General features: G+C 36.2%; 21 protein-coding genes. 16 read left to right on the top strand and 5 right to left on the bottom strand.

What is annotated here, in order from left to right:
- Window positions 1–30: 30 nt before the first annotated feature.
- The 7 genes from ELS83_RS02100 to ELS83_RS02130 all read left to right on the top strand — a co-directional run bounded on the left by ELS83_RS02100 (window position 31) and on the right by ELS83_RS02130 (window position 6770).
- Window positions 31–444: a DUF5655 domain-containing protein gene (locus tag ELS83_RS02100; RefSeq protein WP_171593859.1), complete on the top strand. Its 414-nt coding sequence runs from the start codon at window positions 31–33 to the stop codon at window positions 442–444.
- A gap of 40 nt (window positions 445–484) precedes the next feature.
- Window positions 485–1477: a lysylphosphatidylglycerol synthase transmembrane domain-containing protein gene (locus ELS83_RS02105; RefSeq protein ID WP_171593860.1), complete on the top strand. Its 993-nt coding sequence runs from the start codon at window positions 485–487 to the stop codon at window positions 1475–1477.
- Window positions 1478–1540: 63 nt separating this feature from the next.
- Complete coding sequence (locus ELS83_RS02110; protein WP_171593861.1) at window positions 1541–2785, top strand: DEAD/DEAH box helicase; 1245 nt, start codon at window positions 1541–1543, stop codon at window positions 2783–2785.
- A gap of 86 nt (window positions 2786–2871) precedes the next feature.
- A complete protein-coding gene (locus ELS83_RS02115) occupies window positions 2872–4038 on the top strand; it encodes a DUF819 family protein (RefSeq protein WP_171593862.1) in 1167 nt (388 codons plus the stop codon).
- Window positions 4039–4298: 260 nt separating this feature from the next.
- Complete coding sequence (locus tag ELS83_RS02120; RefSeq protein WP_171593863.1) at window positions 4299–5132, top strand: DUF2167 domain-containing protein; 834 nt, start codon at window positions 4299–4301, stop codon at window positions 5130–5132.
- Between the two features lie 22 nt (window positions 5133–5154).
- Window positions 5155–5652, top strand: coding sequence for a hypothetical protein (locus ELS83_RS02125; protein ID WP_171593864.1), 498 nt, complete (start codon window positions 5155–5157; stop codon window positions 5650–5652).
- Window positions 5653–5786: 134 nt separating this feature from the next.
- Window positions 5787–6770: an N-acetylmuramoyl-L-alanine amidase family protein gene (locus ELS83_RS02130; protein ID WP_171593865.1), complete on the top strand. Its 984-nt coding sequence runs from the start codon at window positions 5787–5789 to the stop codon at window positions 6768–6770.
- A gap of 43 nt (window positions 6771–6813) precedes the next feature.
- On the opposite strand, the gene ELS83_RS02135 is transcribed toward ELS83_RS02130, so the two are convergent.
- Window positions 6814–7287, bottom strand: coding sequence for an aminoacyl-tRNA deacylase (locus ELS83_RS02135; RefSeq protein WP_171593866.1), 474 nt, complete (start codon window positions 7285–7287; stop codon window positions 6814–6816).
- A gap of 326 nt (window positions 7288–7613) precedes the next feature.
- Between ELS83_RS02135 and ELS83_RS02140 the strand changes: the two genes are divergently transcribed.
- The 5 genes from ELS83_RS02140 to ELS83_RS02160 all read left to right on the top strand — a co-directional run bounded on the left by ELS83_RS02140 (window position 7614) and on the right by ELS83_RS02160 (window position 12889).
- A complete protein-coding gene (locus tag ELS83_RS02140; RefSeq protein ID WP_171593867.1) occupies window positions 7614–8012 on the top strand; it encodes a BlaI/MecI/CopY family transcriptional regulator in 399 nt (132 codons plus the stop codon).
- Complete coding sequence (locus tag ELS83_RS02145) at window positions 8005–11331, top strand: M56 family metallopeptidase (RefSeq protein WP_171593868.1); 3327 nt, start codon at window positions 8005–8007, stop codon at window positions 11329–11331. Before ELS83_RS02140 ends, ELS83_RS02145 begins: the two co-directional genes overlap by 8 nt.
- A 124-nt stretch (window positions 11332–11455) precedes the next feature.
- The gene (locus tag ELS83_RS02150; protein WP_171593869.1) at window positions 11456–11950 is read left to right on the top strand and encodes a hypothetical protein; all 495 of its coding nucleotides are present in this window, start codon (window positions 11456–11458) and stop codon (window positions 11948–11950) included.
- Between the two features lie 27 nt (window positions 11951–11977).
- Complete coding sequence (locus ELS83_RS02155; RefSeq protein ID WP_171593870.1) at window positions 11978–12370, top strand: DUF302 domain-containing protein; 393 nt, start codon at window positions 11978–11980, stop codon at window positions 12368–12370.
- 18 nt (window positions 12371–12388) lie between these two features.
- On the top strand, window positions 12389–12889 hold the full coding sequence (locus ELS83_RS02160) for a hypothetical protein (RefSeq protein ID WP_171593871.1): 501 nt from the start codon (window positions 12389–12391) through the stop codon (window positions 12887–12889).
- Here ELS83_RS02160 and ELS83_RS02165 read toward each other — a convergent pair whose 3' ends face one another.
- Window positions 12890–13609, bottom strand: coding sequence for a protein-L-isoaspartate(D-aspartate) O-methyltransferase (locus tag ELS83_RS02165; protein ID WP_171593872.1), 720 nt, complete (start codon window positions 13607–13609; stop codon window positions 12890–12892).
- A gap of 161 nt (window positions 13610–13770) precedes the next feature.
- Between ELS83_RS02165 and ELS83_RS02170 the strand changes: the two genes are divergently transcribed.
- Window positions 13771–15288, top strand: a complete 1518-nt coding sequence (locus ELS83_RS02170; RefSeq protein ID WP_171593873.1) for a M28 family metallopeptidase — start codon at window positions 13771–13773, stop codon at window positions 15286–15288.
- A gap of 135 nt (window positions 15289–15423) precedes the next feature.
- Window positions 15424–16185 (top strand): hypothetical protein, encoded by a 762-nt coding sequence (locus ELS83_RS02175; protein ID WP_171593874.1) that lies wholly within the window; start codon window positions 15424–15426, stop codon window positions 16183–16185.
- A gap of 49 nt (window positions 16186–16234) precedes the next feature.
- Here ELS83_RS02175 and ELS83_RS02180 read toward each other — a convergent pair whose 3' ends face one another.
- From ELS83_RS02180 to ELS83_RS02190, 3 genes are read right to left on the bottom strand one after another with little or no spacing between them, the layout of a single operon-like run.
- Window positions 16235–16861 (bottom strand): MOSC domain-containing protein, encoded by a 627-nt coding sequence (locus ELS83_RS02180; protein WP_171593875.1) that lies wholly within the window; start codon window positions 16859–16861, stop codon window positions 16235–16237.
- A gap of 5 nt (window positions 16862–16866) precedes the next feature.
- The gene (locus ELS83_RS02185) at window positions 16867–17949 is read right to left on the bottom strand and encodes a toxin-antitoxin system YwqK family antitoxin (protein ID WP_171593876.1); all 1083 of its coding nucleotides are present in this window, start codon (window positions 17947–17949) and stop codon (window positions 16867–16869) included.
- Window positions 17950–17995: 46 nt separating this feature from the next.
- Window positions 17996–18817 carry an alpha/beta hydrolase gene (locus ELS83_RS02190; RefSeq protein WP_171593877.1) on the bottom strand — a complete coding sequence of 274 codons (822 nt, stop codon included), beginning with the start codon at window positions 18815–18817 and terminating at the stop codon, window positions 17996–17998.
- Window positions 18818–19122: 305 nt separating this feature from the next.
- On the opposite strand from ELS83_RS02190, the gene ELS83_RS02195 reads away from it, so the two are divergent.
- On the top strand, window positions 19123–19752 hold the full coding sequence (locus tag ELS83_RS02195; protein ID WP_171593878.1) for a peroxiredoxin: 630 nt from the start codon (window positions 19123–19125) through the stop codon (window positions 19750–19752).
- Between the two features lie 62 nt (window positions 19753–19814).
- Window positions 19815–20195: a desulfoferrodoxin family protein gene (locus ELS83_RS02200; protein WP_216616322.1), complete on the top strand. Its 381-nt coding sequence runs from the start codon at window positions 19815–19817 to the stop codon at window positions 20193–20195.
- Window positions 20196–20212: the final 17 nt, after the last annotated feature.

Below are 20212 nucleotides of genomic sequence, written 5' to 3' on the forward strand. Positions count from 1 at the left end.
TGTATCTTAGAGACAATAATCGAGAAAGCTATGCCTTGGACTTGCCCAAATTGTAAGAGAGTACTGCCCGGACCCAACCAGTACCATTCCTGTTATATTACCGATAAGGAAACGCATACCCATAAAATGAGTACTGAAATACTCGATACTTTTGAACTTTTGAACCAATACATATTAGAGTTCGAAAATGTAGATATATTGTACCTCAAAACCTGTATTCAGTTTAAAATAGGTGCTACATTCTTATCGGTTTATCCAAGAAAAGATCGCCTGGTGTTGGAATATCAATTGAATCAGGAAGAAGACTGTTTTCCGGTATTTAAATGTATCAGAATATCAAAAAACAGGGTTTTACATAGGTTGGTAATTGCTGAACCTTCCGATTTTGATACACAGATTAAGGAATGGATAAAGGCAGCCTACTGGACGGTGAGGAAAAAATAAATTTATATTTTTGCTCATTCACTCAACGAAAACATACTTGATGATAAATAATATAAAAAGCATACTCAAAAATCTGTCGGGACTAATTATCGGGGCCATTTTTCTCTTTCTTACCCTGCACGAAAAACCACTTGGTCCTGTATGGGCAAGTTTAGCTGGTGCCGATTATTTTTTCATTTTTCTGAGTTTTCTTTGCCTGTTTTTGGTGTTTTATTTGCGTGCATTACGTTGGAAACTTTTAATTGAAGAGGCTGGTGAATCTCCAAAATCGGATAAGGTATTTACCTCATTACTTCTGGGTTATTTTGTAAACAGTTTTACACCCAAACTTGGCGAAATAATTCGCTGCACATCCTTACAAAAAAATTCGAAAGTTCCTGTGGCAGTGTCCATGGGGAGTGTAATGGCAGAAAGAGCGTATGATTTGCTGATTTTAGGCCTGGGAATTATTGCGATTTTCTTTATCGAACTAGATCGTTTACAGGGGATTATAGACTCTACCATTGGTGGTATTTCTCATATTTACGGATACCGTTACATATATGTCCTTCCCATTCTATTGGTCATTTTTGTTGTGCTGTTTTTTGTGAGTCTGAAAAAACTAAAAAAATCGGAAAGACCAATCATTAAAAAGGTGATTGGATTTATTCAAAGCATGTTCGACTCTTTAAAGCATGGTTTACTACTCAAAAAGAGATTTAAATTTATTGTTCTTACCCTATTGATCTGGCTCTCATTGGTTGTTCTAAATTACATCTACCTGCTATGTTTGCCAGAAACTTCGGGTTATTCCATATTTTTTGCTGTTATTATTCTGTTTATAGGAGGTTTGGGTTGGGCTCTTCCCAGTCCGGGTGGAATTGGAACCACACATTTCTTTCTTTTACAGCTGTTTCTGGCTTACCAGCTAGACGCTAATTCGGGCATCAGTTTTGGAATTTTATCCAATGGTTTAACCTTTATTGGCACGCTGGTACTCGGTGGTTATGGTTATTTTCGATATTGGGTGGAAACCAAAGAAAAGAAGATTTAAAACTTTATCGCCCAAACTCAGTTTTTACAGCTATCTTTGTCGCAAATTTGAAGACAAAGAATAATGAAGTTTAGTCAATATAACTTTTCTCCGGATATCAAGAAAAATCTGGAAACACTTGGTTTTAAAAGACCCACCGACATACAATACAAAGCCATCCCTCCCATTGTAAAAGGAGAAGATGTTTTGGCCATTGCACAAACCGGTACGGGAAAAACTGCTGCTTTCGCAATTCCTATTATCGATAAAATTCACAAATCGAAAAAAAATAAAAGTAGCAAAGGCATTAAATGTGTTGTAATGGTTCCAACACGTGAACTTGCAATTCAAATCACTGAAGTATTTCAGGAAGTTGGGAAGTATACCAAGGTAAAAAGCTTTTGTGTTTTTGGTGGTGTGGAGCAAGATCCTCAAATTGAAAAATTACAAAAAGGAATTGATATCCTGATTTCTACTCCTGGTAGAATGTTCGATTTAAGCAGTCAGGGTTATATCGATTTAAGCAGAATTGACACACTGGTTTTGGATGAAGCCGATCATATGCTGGATCTTGGTTTTATCAAAGATATTCGTGATCTGATTAAATTTCTTCCAAGAAATCGACAAACCTTATTCTTTTCGGCGACCATTACACCAAAGATTAAGAAACTGGCCTATTCATTGGTTCGAAAGGCTATTCGAATTCAAATTTCGCCTAAAGATCCGGTATCAAGAAATGTAGAGCACTCCTTGGCATATGTAAAAATGGATGACAAGAGATTCTTTTTGGAACGCATTGCCAAAGAACACGATGACAGTAAAATTTTGGTTTTTGTAAGAACAAAAGTACGTGCCGAGCGTGTACACAAAGCCATGGAACGTGTTGGAGTAAAAACCCAGTTAATTCATGGCGACAGGGAACAAAAAGATCGCCTGGTGGCAATGAATGACTTTAAGGCTGGAAAAGTAAAAATTCTTATTGCCACAGATGTTAGTGCACGAGGCATAGATATCCCCAATGTAGATTATGTGGTGAATTACGACTTGCCGGACGTATCGGAGAACTATGTGCACCGTGTAGGTAGAACGGGCCGTGGAGTTCAAAAAGGAATTGCCATTTCGTTCTGTTGCCCCGATAATGAAAAAGAGTTGCTTGCTGAAATCGAAGATTACCTGGGAGGTGAAATACAGGTAATGGATATTTCACACCATGAATATTCTGCTACTATTGACTTCTCGGAGGATTATTCGAAAAGTCTGAAAGAATTAATGGACGAAGCAGAGGATTACTTTGAAAATCCAAAAAAGAAAAAAAGAAAGAAAAAATAAAAGTCTTCAAGCTCAAACCAAAATCGTTTGAGCTTTTCTTTTGTTTTTTATTAAATTCGTTACGCACACATATCAAAATTTAATATATGCAATCACTCATCTCTCCCGATAGCAATATGCTATTGTTTTTTATTGTGGCGGGTGCCGCAGCTTTTGGAATATACTCGGAACACAAAAAATGGTTCGGAAAACTATCCGGTATATTGGTCACCATGATTTCCATGTCGTTGCTGGCAATGGCTGGAGTGGTTCCGGTAGCTTCAAATCCCAATATAAAGGTGGAAGTTTACGAATTGGTATTTTCTTACTTCATCCCAATTTCGATTCCGATGCTTTTATTCAGTTCCAATATTGTGAAAATTGTAAAAGAAAGTGGAAAACTACTAGTTGCCTATATTTTAGGAGCTATTGGAATTGTCTTAGGTTGTTTTCTGGCATTTGGCTTTATTAACCTGGGGCCCGATTCAGGTAAAACTGCGGGAGTAATTGCAGCTACTCTTATTGGAGGTAGTGTCAATTTTATAGCAGCAGCCGAAGCCCTAAATTTTAGCACCAATCCATTGTTTACAGCTACCATCGCTGTAGATAATTTTGTTTCAAACCTGTATACCCTATTTTTGTTCTTAACACCTTCCCTGTTGTTTCTTTCAAGGTTCTTTGTAAAACCTAAAGCCGAGAACCGTATCGAAGAAACCGGAAGTGGAAAAAAAGAGTTCCCAATTACAATAGAACGAATTGCAGTTTCGGTTTTTATTGCTGCATTGATTGCAGGAGCTGGAAATTTTGTATCGCCTTACCTTCAAAGCTTACTGAATACCGATATCAACCTCAGCATTTTAATTATTACAGTATTTGCTGTTCTTGCAGCCAACCTGTTTCCAAAATTCTTACAACCTTTGGAAAATACAGCATTCTCTATTGGTTTATGGATGATGTATGTTTTCCTTGCTGTTATTGGTGCTGCAACCAACATTCAACAGATATTTAGCATTGGCCCTGCCGTATTAGCATTCTACTTATGCATTATGCTGTTTCATTTCTTGTTCCTGATGTTTTTGGCCAAGTTATTCAAACTAGATGTTTACGAAGTGGTTATCTCTTCGGCTGCCAACATTATGGGGCCTTCTGTAGCTGCTCCAATGGCAGCATCAATGGGACAAAAAAAACTGGTAACACCGGGAATTTTAGTAGGGATTTTAGGTTATGTAATTGGAACATTTATAGGCGTTTCCATTGCAATTTACCTTACCTAAATAAAATATTTACATCTATTTTTATCTAAATAAGCAGCTTTATCATACACATGAAAAAGCTGCTTGTTTTATATCATACAAGTAATTAGCCATTCAATATTCTTTTCATATAAATATTTTTATTATTCAGTAATATTGCATTGTCTACTATGTTTTTTTATTAACTTTATGTTTGTAATACCATTTTATAAATACGATATTCTCTCACATTCATGAAGTACACAATACTTTCTATCTTTTTTTGTTTATTATCAGTCAGCATGTTAGGTCAAAACGATAGCCTTCAACTGAATTCAGAAGATTATTTACAAACCATCGATAGCATTAACAAAACATTCCAATATCAATATGGCAAGATCCAGTTGGGCAATAATATTGCTTGTATACATGTTCCTGAAGGATACAAATTTCTGAATGCTGGACAGAGTAATTACCTCTTGACTGAGCTGTGGGAAAATCCTCCTTCGGAAGTATTAGGAATGCTTTTTCGGGAAGATAATCACCCTTTAAGTTTAATTCCGAGTTATGCAGTAGGAATTACTTATTCAAAAGATGGTTACATTAACGATGAAGATGCAAAAGAAATCGATTATGATGAACTTTTGAGGGAAATGAAAAAGGATACCAAAAATGCCAATATCGAAAGAAGTGAGAACGGATATCCTACAATTGAATTAATTGGGTGGGCCTCGGAACCATTCTACGACGAAGTATCTAAAAAGCTACACTGGGCCAAAGAGTTAAAATTTTCCAATAGCGAGAACAACACTTTGAATTATAACATCAGAATTCTGGGCAGAAAAGGTTATATCAACCTAAATGCTGTGGGTAATATGGAAACTTTACCACAGTTTCAGCAAGATGCTGAAAAAATTCTTGCTTCGATAGAGTTTAACAATGGTTACAAATACCGCGAGTTCAATCCCAATATTGATAAATTAGCCTCCTATGGAATTGGAGGTTTAATCTCTGGTAAAGTCCTAGCTAAAGCCGGATTTTTTGAACTTATTGAGAAATTCTGGAAGGTAATTTTAATTGTAACACTTGGAATTGTTGCCTTATTCGCAAAGAAAATATTTGGATCGAAAATATAAACCTAAGCTCTAATATAACAGTATGAAAAAATCAGACCTTGTAGATTTAAGTGTAAAAGTGATCGGAATTTACGTAATAGTAACAAGTGTTTTTTACCTGAAAGACCTCTATATGGTACTCTCATTTGCCAGTAAGCCAGAGGCGACAATGAACATGTCTTTCTACTTTATAGGTATTACGCTTTCCCTGCTTCTTGGATTGATAATGACATTTAAATCTCATGGAATAGCGAAAAAAATTACAAAAGAAGATGCTATTATCGAAATTAGCTCGAAAATTGATATGGCTCAATTATTGGAAATTGCATTAACAATAATTGGACTACTTATCCTGATTTTTAAATTTACCTTCTTCTTCTCCGCCGTATATCGACAGGTAAATCAATTATTTGTTGAAACGCCATTCATGCAACAAATGATTGCCACCGATATTGCTACTCTGTTACAATATGTATTGGGATTTGTACTGATCTCCAAATCAGCATCACTTTCAAAATGGTTGGTGAGCATGAAGAAATAAAGCAATCAGCAATGTTCTGTACAGCTGCAAATGCCGGGGATCTGTTTCTTCGGCTTTTTTTGTGAGAAATTCCTAAATAATAATGTCTTAATCTGATTTTTCAATTATTTTTAATCAGTAAAAATAGAGAATACATGTTGAAGTATATTCACACAATTATATTATTAATCGGATTATCCTTTGGCGCGCTTGCCCAGGAAAATTTTAAATGGGTAAGTGTTAAAAAAGGGGAAGGATTTAATGCTTTTCTGTACAGAAATCAGTTAAACCCAAAAGAACACAGCGAAAAATTCAAAAATCTGAATCAAGGCAGATTTACCAAAAGTGGTCACCTTATTGCAGGAAAAAAATACAAAGTTCCTTTAAGATACAGCACTTTTAACATCCCATTGCTGGGAACAGAACATGCCAAAGTGAAGCAAACAGATAATGTACTGGAAGGTGCAGTAATACACCTGGTTGCCGGACATGGTGGTCCAGATCCTGGAGCTGTAGGGAAAGTTTCGGGCAATACAATTTGTGAAGATGAGTATGCTTATGATATAGTCCTAAGAATGGGAAAAGAATTGATTTCGCATGGAGCCAAAGTTCATTTTATTATTCGCGACATGAATGATGGCATAAGAAATGCTGCCTTTCTAAAACCAGACAAGGATGAAAAATGCTATCCTTCGCAAACTATACCCCGTAAACAAACGCCACGTTTAAGACAACGCGCAGCTGCCGTAAATATCCTGGCAAGGAAGGAAAAACCAGGAACCTACCAACGACTTATTGTTTTGCACCTCGATTCGAGAAGTAAAAGAAATCGTACCGATGTATACTTCTACCACCATGCAGGCAGCAAGAAGGGAAAAAGTATGGCACTGACCTTACAGAAGAAAATGAAAGCGAAATATGCCAAGCATCAACCCAATAGAAAATACACCGGAACAGTGGGAAGCCGAAGATTGTATATGCTCAAAACAACTACTCCACCATCAGTATTTGTAGAACTGGGAAACATTAACAATTACAGGGATCAGATTCGATTTACCAAAACAGACAACAGACAAGCGCTGGCCAATTGGTTGTGCGAAGGAATTATTGAAGATTACAGAATGCAGAAGAAAAAGTAAGAAAAGAAAAGTATACTTTGTTTTTTAATCATTTATATCATTTCTAAGTGTAACACTTATGTGTAAATTTCAAAACTACTGGTTCAACGCAATTGTGGAAATCTTCATACGATAACATGATTAGTTCGGTATGCGTTCCTGCATTGAATACGATATCGTCGTCTTCTACTAAACTTTCAGACACATAAACATCTAAATTGTATAGATTTCCAAAAGGAGGCATTGCACCTACTTCGCACTGAGGGAATATATCTTTAAATTCCTGTTCGTGAGCCAATTCAACTTTTTTACAGCCTAACATTTGTTTCAACAAATCAAAATCGATTAAATAAGATGCTGGTAAGATAGCCATTGCCATTTTACCATCTATTTTAATCATCACAGTTTTTGCCAGCATTTTACCCGGAACATGGGCCGCTGCCGCAATCTGTTGAGCCGTATAAGCTGAAGAATGGCGAATCGTAACATATTTTATATGTCTCTCATCTAAATACTGCTTTAATTTACGGATAGGCATAGCGTTTGATTCTATGGTTTAAAATTTGCAATCTGCATAAGGCTCGTTTTGCCTTTAACCGGGAAAACCGATTGAGTTTAATCCTCTTCTTTTCCTACTTCTGCCCCTTTTTAATTCCTTATAGGGGGAACTATTAAAATACGAAAAAAAAAGGTGGAAGTAAAGAGTAAATGCCTATCAGTAAACAATCCAGACTAAGGCACGAATGTTAAAAAATTGAAAAATTAAGCCTAAATACGAAAAATATCGTACTAAAATTTTGGAATACGAAATGTTTCGTATAATTTTATCTACGAAATTAATCGTATAACGGAATTCACCACAAAATGCCAAAGAAGATTAAGCCAACCGACGCAGAATTAGAAATTTTGCAAGTATTATGGACCTATGGCCCATCGACTGTTCGATTTGTAAATGAAAAACTAAAATCCGGAAGAGATGTTGGATACACCACCACCCTGAAGGTAATGCAAATTATGACAGAAAAGAATATGCTGAGTCGTGATAAAAATTCGAGAACTCATATTTATGAGGCAATTGTGGAAGAGAAAGAAACCAAGAATTTATTGATTGATAAATTTATATCTACCCTATTTAATGGTTCTACTTCGGGCATGGTACTGCAAGCCCTTGGAAATAAAAAATGTAGCGCCGAAGAATTAAATAAAATTCGTAGCTTAATCGATAATATTGAATCTTCACAAAATCCTGATCACAATGAGTAATTTTTCTATTTATAAACTAATAGATGCTACAGGTTGGGCACTATTACACTCGGTTTGGCAAATTGTTGCTTTAGGTCTTATTGTGTGGATCGTTTTTCGATTTGTGTCGAAAGACAATGCCAAACTCCGTTACGGAATTGCATCCATTAGTCTGCTGTTTATCTTTTTAACTTTTGTGGCAACCCTGCTGCACTACTACTCAAATTCCAGTAAACCAGTTTTGACAGATTCCAATTTGAGTCCGGAATTGCTCCTGTTCTTACTCAATAATACTGCGGATACAGCAAAATCTTTCAGCCTTGAAAATTTGAATATTGCCAAATACTTGCCTGCAATGGTGAATTTATGGCTTATTGGTGTGTGTATTTTATCCTTACACATGACATTTAATTACATACAAAGCATAAAGTTACGAAAGCACCTTGCTTATCCACTATCAGCTCAAAATCAAAACATAGCTTCTCAACTTGTTCGGAAGTTTAATCTGAAACAAAAAATTACATTTAAGGAATCTGGTTATGTACAGACTCCCTCTTTAATTGGATATTTTAAACCTGTTGTTTTGTTGCCTGTAAGTATGCTTAGTGGCATACCCAACAATCAACTGGAAATTATCATAGCACATGAACTGGCGCATATTAAGCGTCACGATTACTTATTTCAGTTTATTCAAGGAATACTTGAACTGTTGTTTTTCTATCATCCTGTTGTTTGGTGGCTATCTTCTGTGGTTAATACCGAAAGAGAGCACATTTGTGACGACATCGCGGTAAAGGTTTGTGGTGAATCCTTAACCCTTATTAAAGCATTGAATAATATGGAAGCAATTAGAAAAAAAAGGTTCGAACTGGTTTTGGGATTATCTGGTAAAAAGGACAATCTTTTTGATCGTGTTCAACGAATAATAAGACCGAAATCGGAAACAGCAAAAAGCACCAATAAATTGGTATTTAGCGGTTTGTTTGTTCTTCTGTTTACAGGATTAATCCTGGTATCGAATTTTGCCATTTCTGGAAATGCATTTTCAGGCAAACAGTTCTTCTCAAAAATTAATGTGATAGACCAGGAGCCTAAGCATTCTGGTGAAAAGGATGCCATTCTTATTGAGCAGGACAAAGACAAGAAAAAAGCAAAAAAGAAATCGAAAGCAACAAAAGCAGAAGAAGTTGAAAAAGAGGTGGTGGAAATTGCACCAGAGGTAGAAGTTGAACCAGAAATGGAATTTTCACCTGAAATTGAGCTTGCTCCGGAAGTTGAAGTTGAGCTTGAAATGGAAGCTCAAGAGGCTATGGAACTCGCTTTTCCGAAAGATTCATTAAAATCGAAAGAATGGATCAGGAAAAAGGCATCTGAATTGATCGAAGAGCAAAAACAAGAGCTAAAAAGAGCCTTGGATCAGATGGAAAAAGCCAAAGCGGAGGTGAAACTGGAAGAAATGCAGCTTGAATTGAAAAGCGCGCTAAAAGAGCTAAACGCCGAAGAATTCAAGAAAGAATTACAAGAAAGTAAAATTGAATTGCAAAAAGAACTTCAACATTATTCGGAAGAGAAATATTTGAAAGAAATTCAAGAAGAGCAAGAAAGTGAGACGGAATCGTTAAAGGAACAACTTCAGAAAATTGAAGAAAACAATGAATTTAGCGATGAGAAAAAAGCTTATCTCAAAAAGAAGATCAAAGAATCGATTGAGAGAATAAGCTCAGAAGAATTTCAAGAGCAAATGAAAGTTCAGTTGGAGCGCTCAAAAGAAAGAATAAAAGAGCAGCTCGAAAAAATGGAATCTTCTGATTTTGAAGCTCAATTGGAATTGAAAAGGCAAGCCATTCAAAAACAGTTGGAGAAACTGCAATCGCCAGAATACAAACAGCGCATTGAAGAGAACTTTAACAGGGGAAAAGAACAAATTCAAAAGCATTTGGAGAAAGTGAATACCCCTGAATTCAGAAAAGAACTTGAAGAGAAGCTAAAAAATTCGAATCCTTCGCCTGACGAAACTTACGAGGCGGTTTTCGAAACCATGGGAACCAAATTGGTTACCGGAAGACCTATGCCGACATCTAATTCGGTAAGCATTCGAAGTTCAGAACGAACATCGGAAGGAAGAAGAGTAAAAGGACTTTTACCTTCCAGTGCTCCAATTCATATTAAAAAACCATTGGTTCTTGTTGATGGTAAGAAAACACCTTTAGATGAAGTTGACCCGAGCACAATTAAAAGCATGCATGTATTAAAAGATGCTGAATCAATGGAAAAATATGGTGATGATGCTAAAAATGGAGTAATCATCATAACACTTAAAAAAGAGGGTGAAAAGGACTCTGATTGGACGCCAAACGATGTTTTCGAAGACAGATATTACAAGTTCCCTAAACTGAACGAACAAAGTTCATATAGAACAGTGGTTGGACAAAGAATGAATCCAACTTCGGCATTCCATTACAATAAACTTCAACAAAATTTTGAAAAAGTTGATTTCGATATGCTGATTGTTGTAGATGGAAAGGTGAAGACCAAAGATGAGATCAGTGATCTAAATCCTGATCATATCGAAAGCATGAACGTTTACAAAGGCAAAAAGGCAACCGAACTTTTTGGCGAAAAAGCCGCTAATGGAGTAATTGTGATTCAAACCATTGGAAAATCGGTAGATGCCATACAAATAAAAGGCGAAGCAGGTGAAAACGCTCCCCTTTATATTCTGGATGGAAAGCCTATGAAATCAAAAACATTAAAAACAATTGATCCGGAAGACATTCATAGCATTTCAGTATTAAAAGATGCTTCGGCAACAGCAATTTATGGGCAGGATGGAAAAAATGGAGTGATTCTAATTGAATCAAAAAAGAACGCTAAATCCGATAAATCCTTTGTGGTTCTTGATAAAGAAGATGATATTCACTTTCCGAAAGTTAGAATTAAAGGGGTAAGAGGAGAAAAAGCACCACTTTATATTCTTGACGGAAAACCTTTGGATTCGCAGAATTTAAAAGCCATGCATCCAGATGAAATCGAAAGCGTATCTGTACTGAAAGGAGAATCGGCCGAGGCCATTTATGGTGAAGAAGGCAAACACGGCGTAATTATCATTAGCACTAAAGAAGTTCAGAGTGATAAAGCTGTGAAACTAAACCTGGATAATTTTAAAGGTAAAAATGCTCCCATGATTATTATAGATGGTAAAAAAGTAAATGCAAAAGCATTGGATAAAATTTCGCCCGATGACATCGAGTACATCACAGTTTTAAAGGATGAATCAGCCATTGAAAAGTATGGTAAGAAGGGAAAAAATGGAGTCATCGAAATTTCTTTAAAAAAATAATCACATTCATATCAATTGTAGAAGGATCACAATCATGTGGTCCTTTTTTTATATCCTTTAGTCTGATTTGCAAGCAGAACAACAAATTCGTAACTTGATATATGGAATACTAATATATGTTTTTATGCTTTTAATTCTGGTGATATTATCGACTTATGTCCTGATTAGAATTGCTTCGATATTTAGCAATTATCTGAAAGCTTATACACGAAATCAGCATTTGCGTTTCGCTTTTGGAATTGCTGCTATTATCGTTGGAGCACTGCATATCATGTATCCATCTTTTTTTAGTCACCTGTTCTCAACAGTATTCAAATCGACCTATACAGCAACCAGTATTTCAGGATTTATTCAAATAATTTGTGGAGTTGGATTATTAATCAGGAGGGTGTATAAAGAAGCGGCAATTTTATTAATGATTTTGCTTGCCCTGTTTATTCCCTTGAGTATTCTAATGATGATGGAGTACATCCCCGGACCATTGGGCCCTGAATATGAGCCTGTGCTTGGCTATATCAGGATTTTATCATTTCCATTACTGATATGGATTTTATTTAAAGCCTGTGACATGTCACCAAGAAAAGGCCTACAAACCGAACGATTTAACCACGATATCTAAAATAACTACACTTCTAAAATTGAAACGATGAGCTACTATATTAAACGTACTACAAATTTCGGGTTCGACGAAGCAATCGAACGAGTTACAAAAGCGGTTCAAACCGAAGGTTTTGGAATACTAACCGATATTGATGTAAAATCAACCTTAAAAGAGAAAATTAATGTTGATTTTAAAAAGTACCGAATACTAGGTGCCTGTAATCCTTCTTTTGCTTATGAGGCTTTCCAGGTAGAAGACCAGATCGGCATTATGATGCCATGTAACATTACAGTGATTGAGCAGGATAACGGTCATGTTGACATTTCGATTATGGACCCAACCGCAGCTTTTAATGTAATTGAAAACGAAGATCTTCAGCCATTTGCCATTGAATTGAAAATGAAGCTTGAACGTTGCTTAACCTATCTTGACGAATAAATTAAATATGATATAAATATGAGAACACTTGTCATTTGGCTTGCAGTAATCTGTATGCCTTGCATTTGCATTGCCCAGGAAAAACCAGAACCTGTTGATCAATTTCGCCAATTCGATTTTTGGCTTGGAGAATGGGATGTTTATACCGGCGAAAATATGGTTGGGAAAAATAAAGTTGTATTGCTTCAGAATAAACATGTAATCCAGGAAAATTGGGTGTCCGAAAAGGAAAATTTTACCGGAACAAGTTATAGTTTCTACAATCCGAAAACAAAAAAATGGCATCAGGTTTGGGTAGACAGAAATGGCAGTAACCTACTTTTAGTTGGTGAGTTTACAAATGGGAAAATGGTGCTCACAAGTGGAATGGATTCCAATATGGGAGAACCTAACTCAAAGCACAAAATCACCTGGTCGCAACTTGCCAATGGAGATGTTAAACAGGTGTGGGAATCGACAACCGACGATGGCAAAAGCTGGAACATACAATTCGAAGGCATATATAAGAAAGCGAATTAGCTAATAGGCATTTCCTTTAGAATCAACCATAGGGACAAATCGAACGGGAATTACATTTCTCTGTACGATTTTCCCTTTCTTTTTTTCCATTAGCACCAGTTTTTTCACATTTTTTAATCCTACCGGAATCACAAGTTTTCCTCCTTCGGCCAGCTGATCGACCAAAGCTTGTGGCACTTTTGTGGGGGAACAAGTTACAATGATCCCATCGAACGGAGCTTGTTCGGGCCAACCCAAATATCCATCTCCATATCGGGTTTCAACATTTTCATATCCCAGCGAGTCAAGCACAAAATCGGCTCTTCTCTGCAAGGGTTTCACAATTTCGATACTGAATACCTTCCCTCCCAGTTCGCCCAATACAGCAGCCTGGTAACCAGAGCCAGTACCAATTTCGAGGAGCTTCTCTCCTTCTTCCACTTCGAGCAATTGCGACATCAAACCAACAATATAGGGCTGCGAAATGGTTTGCCCATGCCCAATGGGTAATGGCCTGTCCTGGTAGGCATACTTTTGCAAATAGCGAGGCACAAACAAATGCCTCTCAACATTTTGCATCGCTTTAATTATCTTTGAATGATTCACTCCCCTCGATTGAATTTGCTCAGCTACCATTTTAAATCTTTTCTCCTTAAAATCCATATCCTGAACATTTTGTTTTTGAGGAATCAACAAAGTGGTAATTAAAAAACCTAGTCCATATATCAATCCAAGCTTCATCTTACTACATGTATACCATAAAGTTACGACATTATCGTATGACAGGAAAATTCATATGACAACAGTTCGGGCATATATTTAGAAGAGAGATATAAGAAAAAGGAAATTAATTTTATTAAATTCACCATACATCTTATGTTTGTTACTAAAAATTCATTGCGATGAAGAAACTCTCCATTCTATCCTTCTGCCTGTTGATTTCCATCAAGTTACTTGCCCAGGAAATCGATCTTATTGATTTGTCTCATAACATATCGCTTGAGAATATTAAAAAAGATGTTTATGAGTTGGCATCGGAGAAAATGGAAGGCCGGGAAACAGGTGAAAAAGGACAAAAACTAGCTGCAGAATACATTTACAAGCAGTTTAAGAATGCAGGCTTGTTAAGCTATCAGAAAAGAACAGATAGCTTAAGTTATTTCCAGGAGTTTTCGGTTTTTAAAGAGCAAGTGCCACAAGTAAGTCTGTCGGTTAATGGAAACAAGCTAAAGCCTTTCGATGACTTTTTTCTATTGGGGGTTAAAGATTTAAAAAAAGAGAATATTGAGCTGGTATTTTTAGGTTTAGCTCCTGATAGTGTATACCAAAACCAGGATTTCTCAAATCGTGCAGTTTTGTTTTTAACATCGAATTTGTTTGCTGGTCCATCTAAAGCAATGGATATTATGAAGGAGACAAAAACCAGTATTGTGTTTTACTGTAATCCGGAAAATCCACATCAGATGCCAGCCATCGTTAATCGCCAGAAGAGATTGTACAACAGAAGACAGTTATTAGATCCGAAGCTTTTTCCATTTAAAAACCCTTACGACTCCCTTACGCATAAAAAATTCTACCACAATGTAGAGAGGATGATCAGTACCTACCAGGGACCAATTAGTGAAAAAGCGACAGCGAAAATTCTTGAGCTTAAACCCAAAGACCTCAAGAAACATTTGAATGGAAAACTGGCTAAATCGCAAGAAAAACAAGATGTTAAAATTGATCTTGAATTTCGTAATATTTATAAGTCAAAACCTACAGAGAATGTAATTGCCAGTATTCCAGGAACCGATTTAAAAGATGAATACATTGTGCTTAGTGCACACTATGATCATATTGGAAAACGAGGGAATAAAATATTCTACGGAGCCAACGATAATGCCTCAGGAACTGCTGCCTTAATGGAAATTGCACGTAGCATTCAAAATGCAGTTAACCAAGGGTTAAAATTGAAGCGAAGCATTCTTTTTGTTGCATTTACCGGGGAAGAAAAAGGTTTGCTGGGCTCGAAATACTTTGTTGAATCCAACACATTTCCACATCAGAAAATAAAGGCTAACTTGAATATTGACATGCTTGGAAGAATGGATGAATTACATGACACCACCAACTTTGTTTACCTTCTTGGAGCCAATGATCTGAATCCAAAACTTAAGTTAATAACAGACAGTTTAAATCAGTTGTATCCAAAACTGGAATTGGATTATTCCTACGATACAAAGGATAATTTCTTATATGCGGCTTCCGATCAGGCATCATTCGTGAAGAGAAATATCCCGGCAATATTCTATTTTAATGGACTACACAACGACTATCACAAAACAAGCGACACGCCCGAAAAAATGGATTTTGAAGCGATAAAAAAAGTGAGTAGTCTTATTTTACTAACCGCCATCGAATTGGCTAATCAAGAGTAATTTATAGGTTTAAAAGCAAGCTGTTTAAAGTAATTTTGATTGAGTGGTTATTATTTCTTAAACAAAAAGAAAACATAAATTCATTTTTTACGTAAGTTTGTATTGTTCATTAGTGAATTCTATAAACCTATAATTATGAATATCAACAGATTCTACCTATATCTTAGTATCACACTAATATTCACTGGAATAATATCCTGCTCGGAAGACGATAAACACTCAGGTTATATTGATCCAAACGAAGAATTATTAGTTGGTTTAAGCGAAGTTGAAGGATACGATCACACTTACAATTACGATTTTAACATATTAAAAGAACGCGAAAGTGTAGATTTTTATGTGCCTGTAAGTTTTAATGAAGCCCTGAACAGAATTCCGGCAGATATGAGAACAAAGCTGAATCTTTTTTCTGCTTCCGAATTGCCTTTTACAACCAATATTCAGGAAGCAAACATTGTAACTTCCTGGAATGACAAAAACAAATTGGTTTTCCAAATTCAAATGTCCTATCTCGAAAATGATGAAAGTTACGATACAAACTTTAAAGACTTCTTTATTGTTTCGATTACCCAGCATCCCGAGAATCCATTTGAAACCATGAGTGAAACAGAATTAGAAACCTTACACGAAGATTTGTCTAAAAGAGAATACGATATCCTGAATTTAACGGCCCAGGATTCTCTTTATTACCTTCCAAAAGACGAAGACAATTTGTGGCCAAGAATGTTTGATTATTACAAGTATGATGAGTCGCAAAACAGAATCTTTAAAGAGTCGACGGGATCTTACCAGTATTACGCCTGGTACGACGGGTTAATTTATAAAATCGGCTTTAATATGGATGTAGAAGCCGTGGATGAAGAGGCTTTGGTTAGACAAATTATTCTGGGCAACTAGAATTATAATATTTTCAAGAAACAGAAAAGGACGTCTAAACGTCCTTTTTTTATTTGCTTAAATCTCTTCTGCAACTCTCTGCCAAAGCAACATCATCCAAAGCCTTTTTAAGTAGTTCCGGATCTTTATCCAACTGATACAAAAGCTGATAAACCTCTCTAACAGATAAACTCCCGGGCTTTCTCTCTTTCAAAATTAATTCATCTCCTTCCCTGATCATCCCTTCTTGTAATACCCTGATATAAACTCCAGGAAATCCGGCTTGAATAAATTCTTTCACCATGGTATCACAATCGAATCGATAATTCAATTTGTAACAAGGCTGTCGGGGCTGACTTACCTGTACAAGGCATTCTCCAATTTCATAAATATCTCCTATTTTAATTTCTCCTTCATCCAGTTCTGAAATGCTCAGGTTTTCACCAAACATGCCAAACTTCCAATCTAAATCGGGAAATCGTTTTTGCCAGAATTCGTAGTGCTTTTCAGAATACCAGTAACATGCCTTATCAATACCGCCATGATACCTTCTATCAATTACCGAATCATCCTTCACATCCTCCTTACCCAAAAAAATTCCTTCCTTTACCGGATATTTATAGATGCCTGTTTTGACAATCTTCCCATGATAATTAATCTCTACCGACTTGCCTTTATTTGTAGATACTACCTTCATCAATCTTATTTTTTAATCGATCGCAAAATTTGAACCGCTTCCTTTTTTAAACTTTCATAATCTTCCTCTCGGATATCCATAATCATTTCCACTCCAATTTCATTTTGAATGGTGTGAAAAACAATTACGGTATGCTTCTTTTTCTGATCATCGCTATAGGAACCCAGGTAACCCATCGAATTTTCCAATGAAAACAGCTCTTGCTCTTTCGCAATAACCTTATGAATATCAACTGTCAATCGCCTTCTTTTGTAAGATGAATAATCCAGCAATTTCTGATCGGCCCCAATGTATTCCATAGACAAGATACAGTTTGGAGTAACACCACTAATCAAATTTTGACTTTCTCCATTTCTCGCAAAAAGGAAGTGCATGATTTCTTCTTCCTTAAACTGATCGGTAAGGCACCAATTTCCTTTCGGGAAAGCAATTTGAATATCCGGTCCTTCGATAAAAAAGCTTTTTTGATATGATTCTTTACCCGTAAGTTCACCTCGATCAGACCAATAGGTCCATTTCCCTACTTTTTTTCCATTTTTAAAATTTCCTCTTTGAGAAACCTTACCATTTGAGTGATAATAAGCCGCTGGACCATTTAAAGTATCATTTTTAAAATTCACTGAAAGACTTGCCTTTCCATTTTGATAATATTCAAGATACAATCCGTTAGCAATGTGCTTGCTTGCAACAAAATCCCGAAATAATTTACCATCCTCATCCCACAATCGCACATTACCTTCCTGTTTTCCCTTTTCATAGGTAAACATTCTTTTGCGATTCCCGTTGGGATAGTATTCGATACACTTGCCATCTTCAATGGCAAGATCATGAAATCCTTCCTCGTACAGTCTTTCCCATACAATTTCATTTGCAATTCGCGAATACTCCGTTTCGGAGAGTAATTCGCCAGAAATCGTATAATCTTTTACCTGGTATTTACCCCCTTTAATAGGATAGATCAGACTGTAGTAGGTGGCTTCTGATTTTTCAACATTCAACCAATTGTTATCGAAATAGACTTTTTTTTGTCCAAAACTTACTGTTGATAGTAAAGTCAGGCAGATCAATAGGCTTATCATTGCTTTCATAGTGTCTGGTTTTTTGTTCTTGCAACAATTTTCATTCCTAAACTTACTATTTTTCTTTCTTTCTTGCATTTTCATGAAACTGCAAGTGCCTTAAGCCATTCAATATACCATCATCGGTATAAAAATTCCAGAAATAATCGAACCTGTGTTCCACGCCATGTAGTACTTCAAATTCATGTGCAATATCGTGTTCCGATAGAAAATCGTGCAAATCGAAAATGCATCTTCGGTTTTTGGTTTTCACAAAACTATCTTCTGTTCCTATTTCCAATCTTAAAGGTACATCTCTATCTTTTAATGCATCCAAATTTTCAAGCGCAAGTTGCTTATTTGCTGCCAAAGTATAATCGCTCACATAGCCCATACCTACTACCGATACAAACTTTCCGGGATATTTTAAATAGTAATGAATGGCTCCTGCTGCCCCTCTCGAATGTCCTTCTATGGAAATGCTATTGGGAAGCGTTCCAGCCTTAAAGTTCTTTTGGCAATATGCAATGAACTCTCCCCTTTGTTCTCCCACAATTAGTTTTTCGTTCTCAGCTGTGAACCACTGAACATGATCCCGATCATTATCACCCCGAATTCCTGCTATTACCACCGGCTCAATTTCGCCATCCAAAATCCATTGATTTAACTGTGCAGCATTTACATACTTATTAAAAGTGCTTTCGTCTCCTCCCTGTCCGTGCATAAAAAGCACCAGTGGATAATCTTCTTCCTTCGACCAGTTGGGAGGCAAATACACAAAAAAAGGAATCCATGAACGAGATAGACTTTCGAATACAGAGAAATTAATTTCCCCTTTCATGTTATTAAAATCGGAACGTTCATTATAGCTTTCAAAACCATATGTAGAGGCTTTCATAATCAGTAAATTATCAATGTAAAAATTCTTCCTTAGCTTGAATTAATTATCGCAAGAAATGTTGTAACTTCTACAAAACTAAACAATATCAACCAATTAAAAACTTTTTCTTGAATCTGAACTTCCACAATATTGGTAATCTCTGAAACAGTGCATATTTAGAAGCTTTCAGTACACCAATATTAATTCTCTCTATAAGGGCATAAAGATTACTGATTAATATAATTTGTGCGTTATTCAAATCAATTCTACATTTGTATCGGTTACAAAAACAAAGAAAAAATAAACTTTAAAATATTAATAAGATGCAAACTTTAATCGGAAAAAAAGCACCATCATTCAAGGCAAGTGCAGTAGTTAACGGAAACCAAATCGTTGAAGGTTTTTCATTAGATCAATTTGTAGGAAAGCAAGAAGTAGTATTCTTCTTCTACCCACTTGATTTTACTTTCGTATGTCCAACTGAGCTGATCGCATTCCAGGATAAATTGGCTGAGTTTGAAGCTAGAAATGTAGCTGTTGTTGGTTGTTCTGTTGATTCAGAATTCTCTCACTTTGCATGGTTGAATACCCCAAGAAATAAAGGTGGTATCGAAGGTGTAACTTACCCATTGGTTGCAGATTTGTCTAAAACAATTTCTGAAAACTTTGGTGTATTGGCTTCAGAGTATGATTACGATGCAGAAGGAAATGCAGTTTCAACCGGAGCTCCTGTTGCTTACCGTGGGTTGTTCTTAATCGACAAACAAGGTGTTGTTCGCCACAGCGTTATTAACGACCTTCCTTTAGGACGTAATGTTGATGAAGCGATCCGTATGGTTGATGCATTACACCACTTCGAACAAAACGGTGAAGTTTGTCCTGCAAACTGGAGCAAAGGTGAAGAAGCAATGCAAGCTACTGCTGAAGGTGTTGCTGAGTATCTAAGCAAGTAATTTACAAAATCAAATAATCTCTTATACCGTTTTATTACGGTTCATATCAAAAAAACAATATCATGAAAATTAATACATACCAGGATATCACCACTATCGATGGTGAAGCAAAAAAAGACTATATCGACAGACACTCTGCTTTCATTCACTGTGATGAATCAGCAAAGAAAGGTGAAAAATTCAAGGTAAAAGTAAAAATAGGTGATGCTTATGCTCATCCAGATGATTTCGATCATTACGTAGCATGGGTACAATTGTGGGATGGCGAAAAAATGTTAACTCAGGCTAACTTCTCATCAGGTGTTCTTGGTGGAGAAGCTAACCAAACAGAAGTTGATTTTTATGTAGTTCCATCTCGTAAAATGAAATTAACTGCCACTGCTTTCTGTACAAAGCACGGTTTATGGCATTCAGATGAGAAACTAGTTGAAGTTTCAGAATAACAATTTCATAGATTTGT

This window comes from Marinifilum caeruleilacunae, assembly GCF_013141825.1.
In the GTDB taxonomy this organism is placed as follows: Bacteria; Bacteroidota; Bacteroidia; order Bacteroidales; family Marinifilaceae; genus Marinifilum; species Marinifilum caeruleilacunae.

What these genes read in the sequence shown, in the direction of transcription:
- ELS83_RS02100 (WP_171593859.1), top strand. Translation starts at nt 31, where the DNA reads ATGCCTTGGACTTGCCCAAATTGTAAGAGAGTACTGCCCGGACCCAAC.
- ELS83_RS02105 (WP_171593860.1), top strand. Translation starts at nt 485, where the DNA reads ATGATAAATAATATAAAAAGCATACTCAAAAATCTGTCGGGACTAATT.
- ELS83_RS02110 (WP_171593861.1), top strand. Translation starts at nt 1,541, where the DNA reads ATGAAGTTTAGTCAATATAACTTTTCTCCGGATATCAAGAAAAATCTG.
- ELS83_RS02115 (WP_171593862.1), top strand. Translation starts at nt 2,872, where the DNA reads ATGCAATCACTCATCTCTCCCGATAGCAATATGCTATTGTTTTTTATT.
- ELS83_RS02120 (WP_171593863.1), top strand. Translation starts at nt 4,299, where the DNA reads ATGTTAGGTCAAAACGATAGCCTTCAACTGAATTCAGAAGATTATTTA.
- ELS83_RS02125 (WP_171593864.1), top strand. Translation starts at nt 5,155, where the DNA reads ATGAAAAAATCAGACCTTGTAGATTTAAGTGTAAAAGTGATCGGAATT.
- ELS83_RS02130 (WP_171593865.1), top strand. Translation starts at nt 5,787, where the DNA reads ATGTTGAAGTATATTCACACAATTATATTATTAATCGGATTATCCTTT.
- ELS83_RS02135 (WP_171593866.1), bottom strand. Translation starts at nt 7,287, where the DNA reads ATGCCTATCCGTAAATTAAAGCAGTATTTAGATGAGAGACATATAAAA.
- ELS83_RS02140 (WP_171593867.1), top strand. Translation starts at nt 7,614, where the DNA reads ATGCCAAAGAAGATTAAGCCAACCGACGCAGAATTAGAAATTTTGCAA.
- ELS83_RS02145 (WP_171593868.1), top strand. Translation starts at nt 8,005, where the DNA reads ATGAGTAATTTTTCTATTTATAAACTAATAGATGCTACAGGTTGGGCA.
- ELS83_RS02150 (WP_171593869.1), top strand. Translation starts at nt 11,456, where the DNA reads ATGCTTTTAATTCTGGTGATATTATCGACTTATGTCCTGATTAGAATT.
- ELS83_RS02155 (WP_171593870.1), top strand. Translation starts at nt 11,978, where the DNA reads ATGAGCTACTATATTAAACGTACTACAAATTTCGGGTTCGACGAAGCA.
- ELS83_RS02160 (WP_171593871.1), top strand. Translation starts at nt 12,389, where the DNA reads ATGAGAACACTTGTCATTTGGCTTGCAGTAATCTGTATGCCTTGCATT.
- ELS83_RS02165 (WP_171593872.1), bottom strand. Translation starts at nt 13,609, where the DNA reads ATGAAGCTTGGATTGATATATGGACTAGGTTTTTTAATTACCACTTTG.
- ELS83_RS02170 (WP_171593873.1), top strand. Translation starts at nt 13,771, where the DNA reads ATGAAGAAACTCTCCATTCTATCCTTCTGCCTGTTGATTTCCATCAAG.
- ELS83_RS02175 (WP_171593874.1), top strand. Translation starts at nt 15,424, where the DNA reads ATGAATATCAACAGATTCTACCTATATCTTAGTATCACACTAATATTC.
- ELS83_RS02180 (WP_171593875.1), bottom strand. Translation starts at nt 16,861, where the DNA reads ATGAAGGTAGTATCTACAAATAAAGGCAAGTCGGTAGAGATTAATTAT.
- ELS83_RS02185 (WP_171593876.1), bottom strand. Translation starts at nt 17,949, where the DNA reads ATGAAAGCAATGATAAGCCTATTGATCTGCCTGACTTTACTATCAACA.
- ELS83_RS02190 (WP_171593877.1), bottom strand. Translation starts at nt 18,817, where the DNA reads ATGAAAGCCTCTACATATGGTTTTGAAAGCTATAATGAACGTTCCGAT.
- ELS83_RS02195 (WP_171593878.1), top strand. Translation starts at nt 19,123, where the DNA reads ATGCAAACTTTAATCGGAAAAAAAGCACCATCATTCAAGGCAAGTGCA.
- ELS83_RS02200 (WP_216616322.1), top strand. Translation starts at nt 19,815, where the DNA reads ATGAAAATTAATACATACCAGGATATCACCACTATCGATGGTGAAGCA.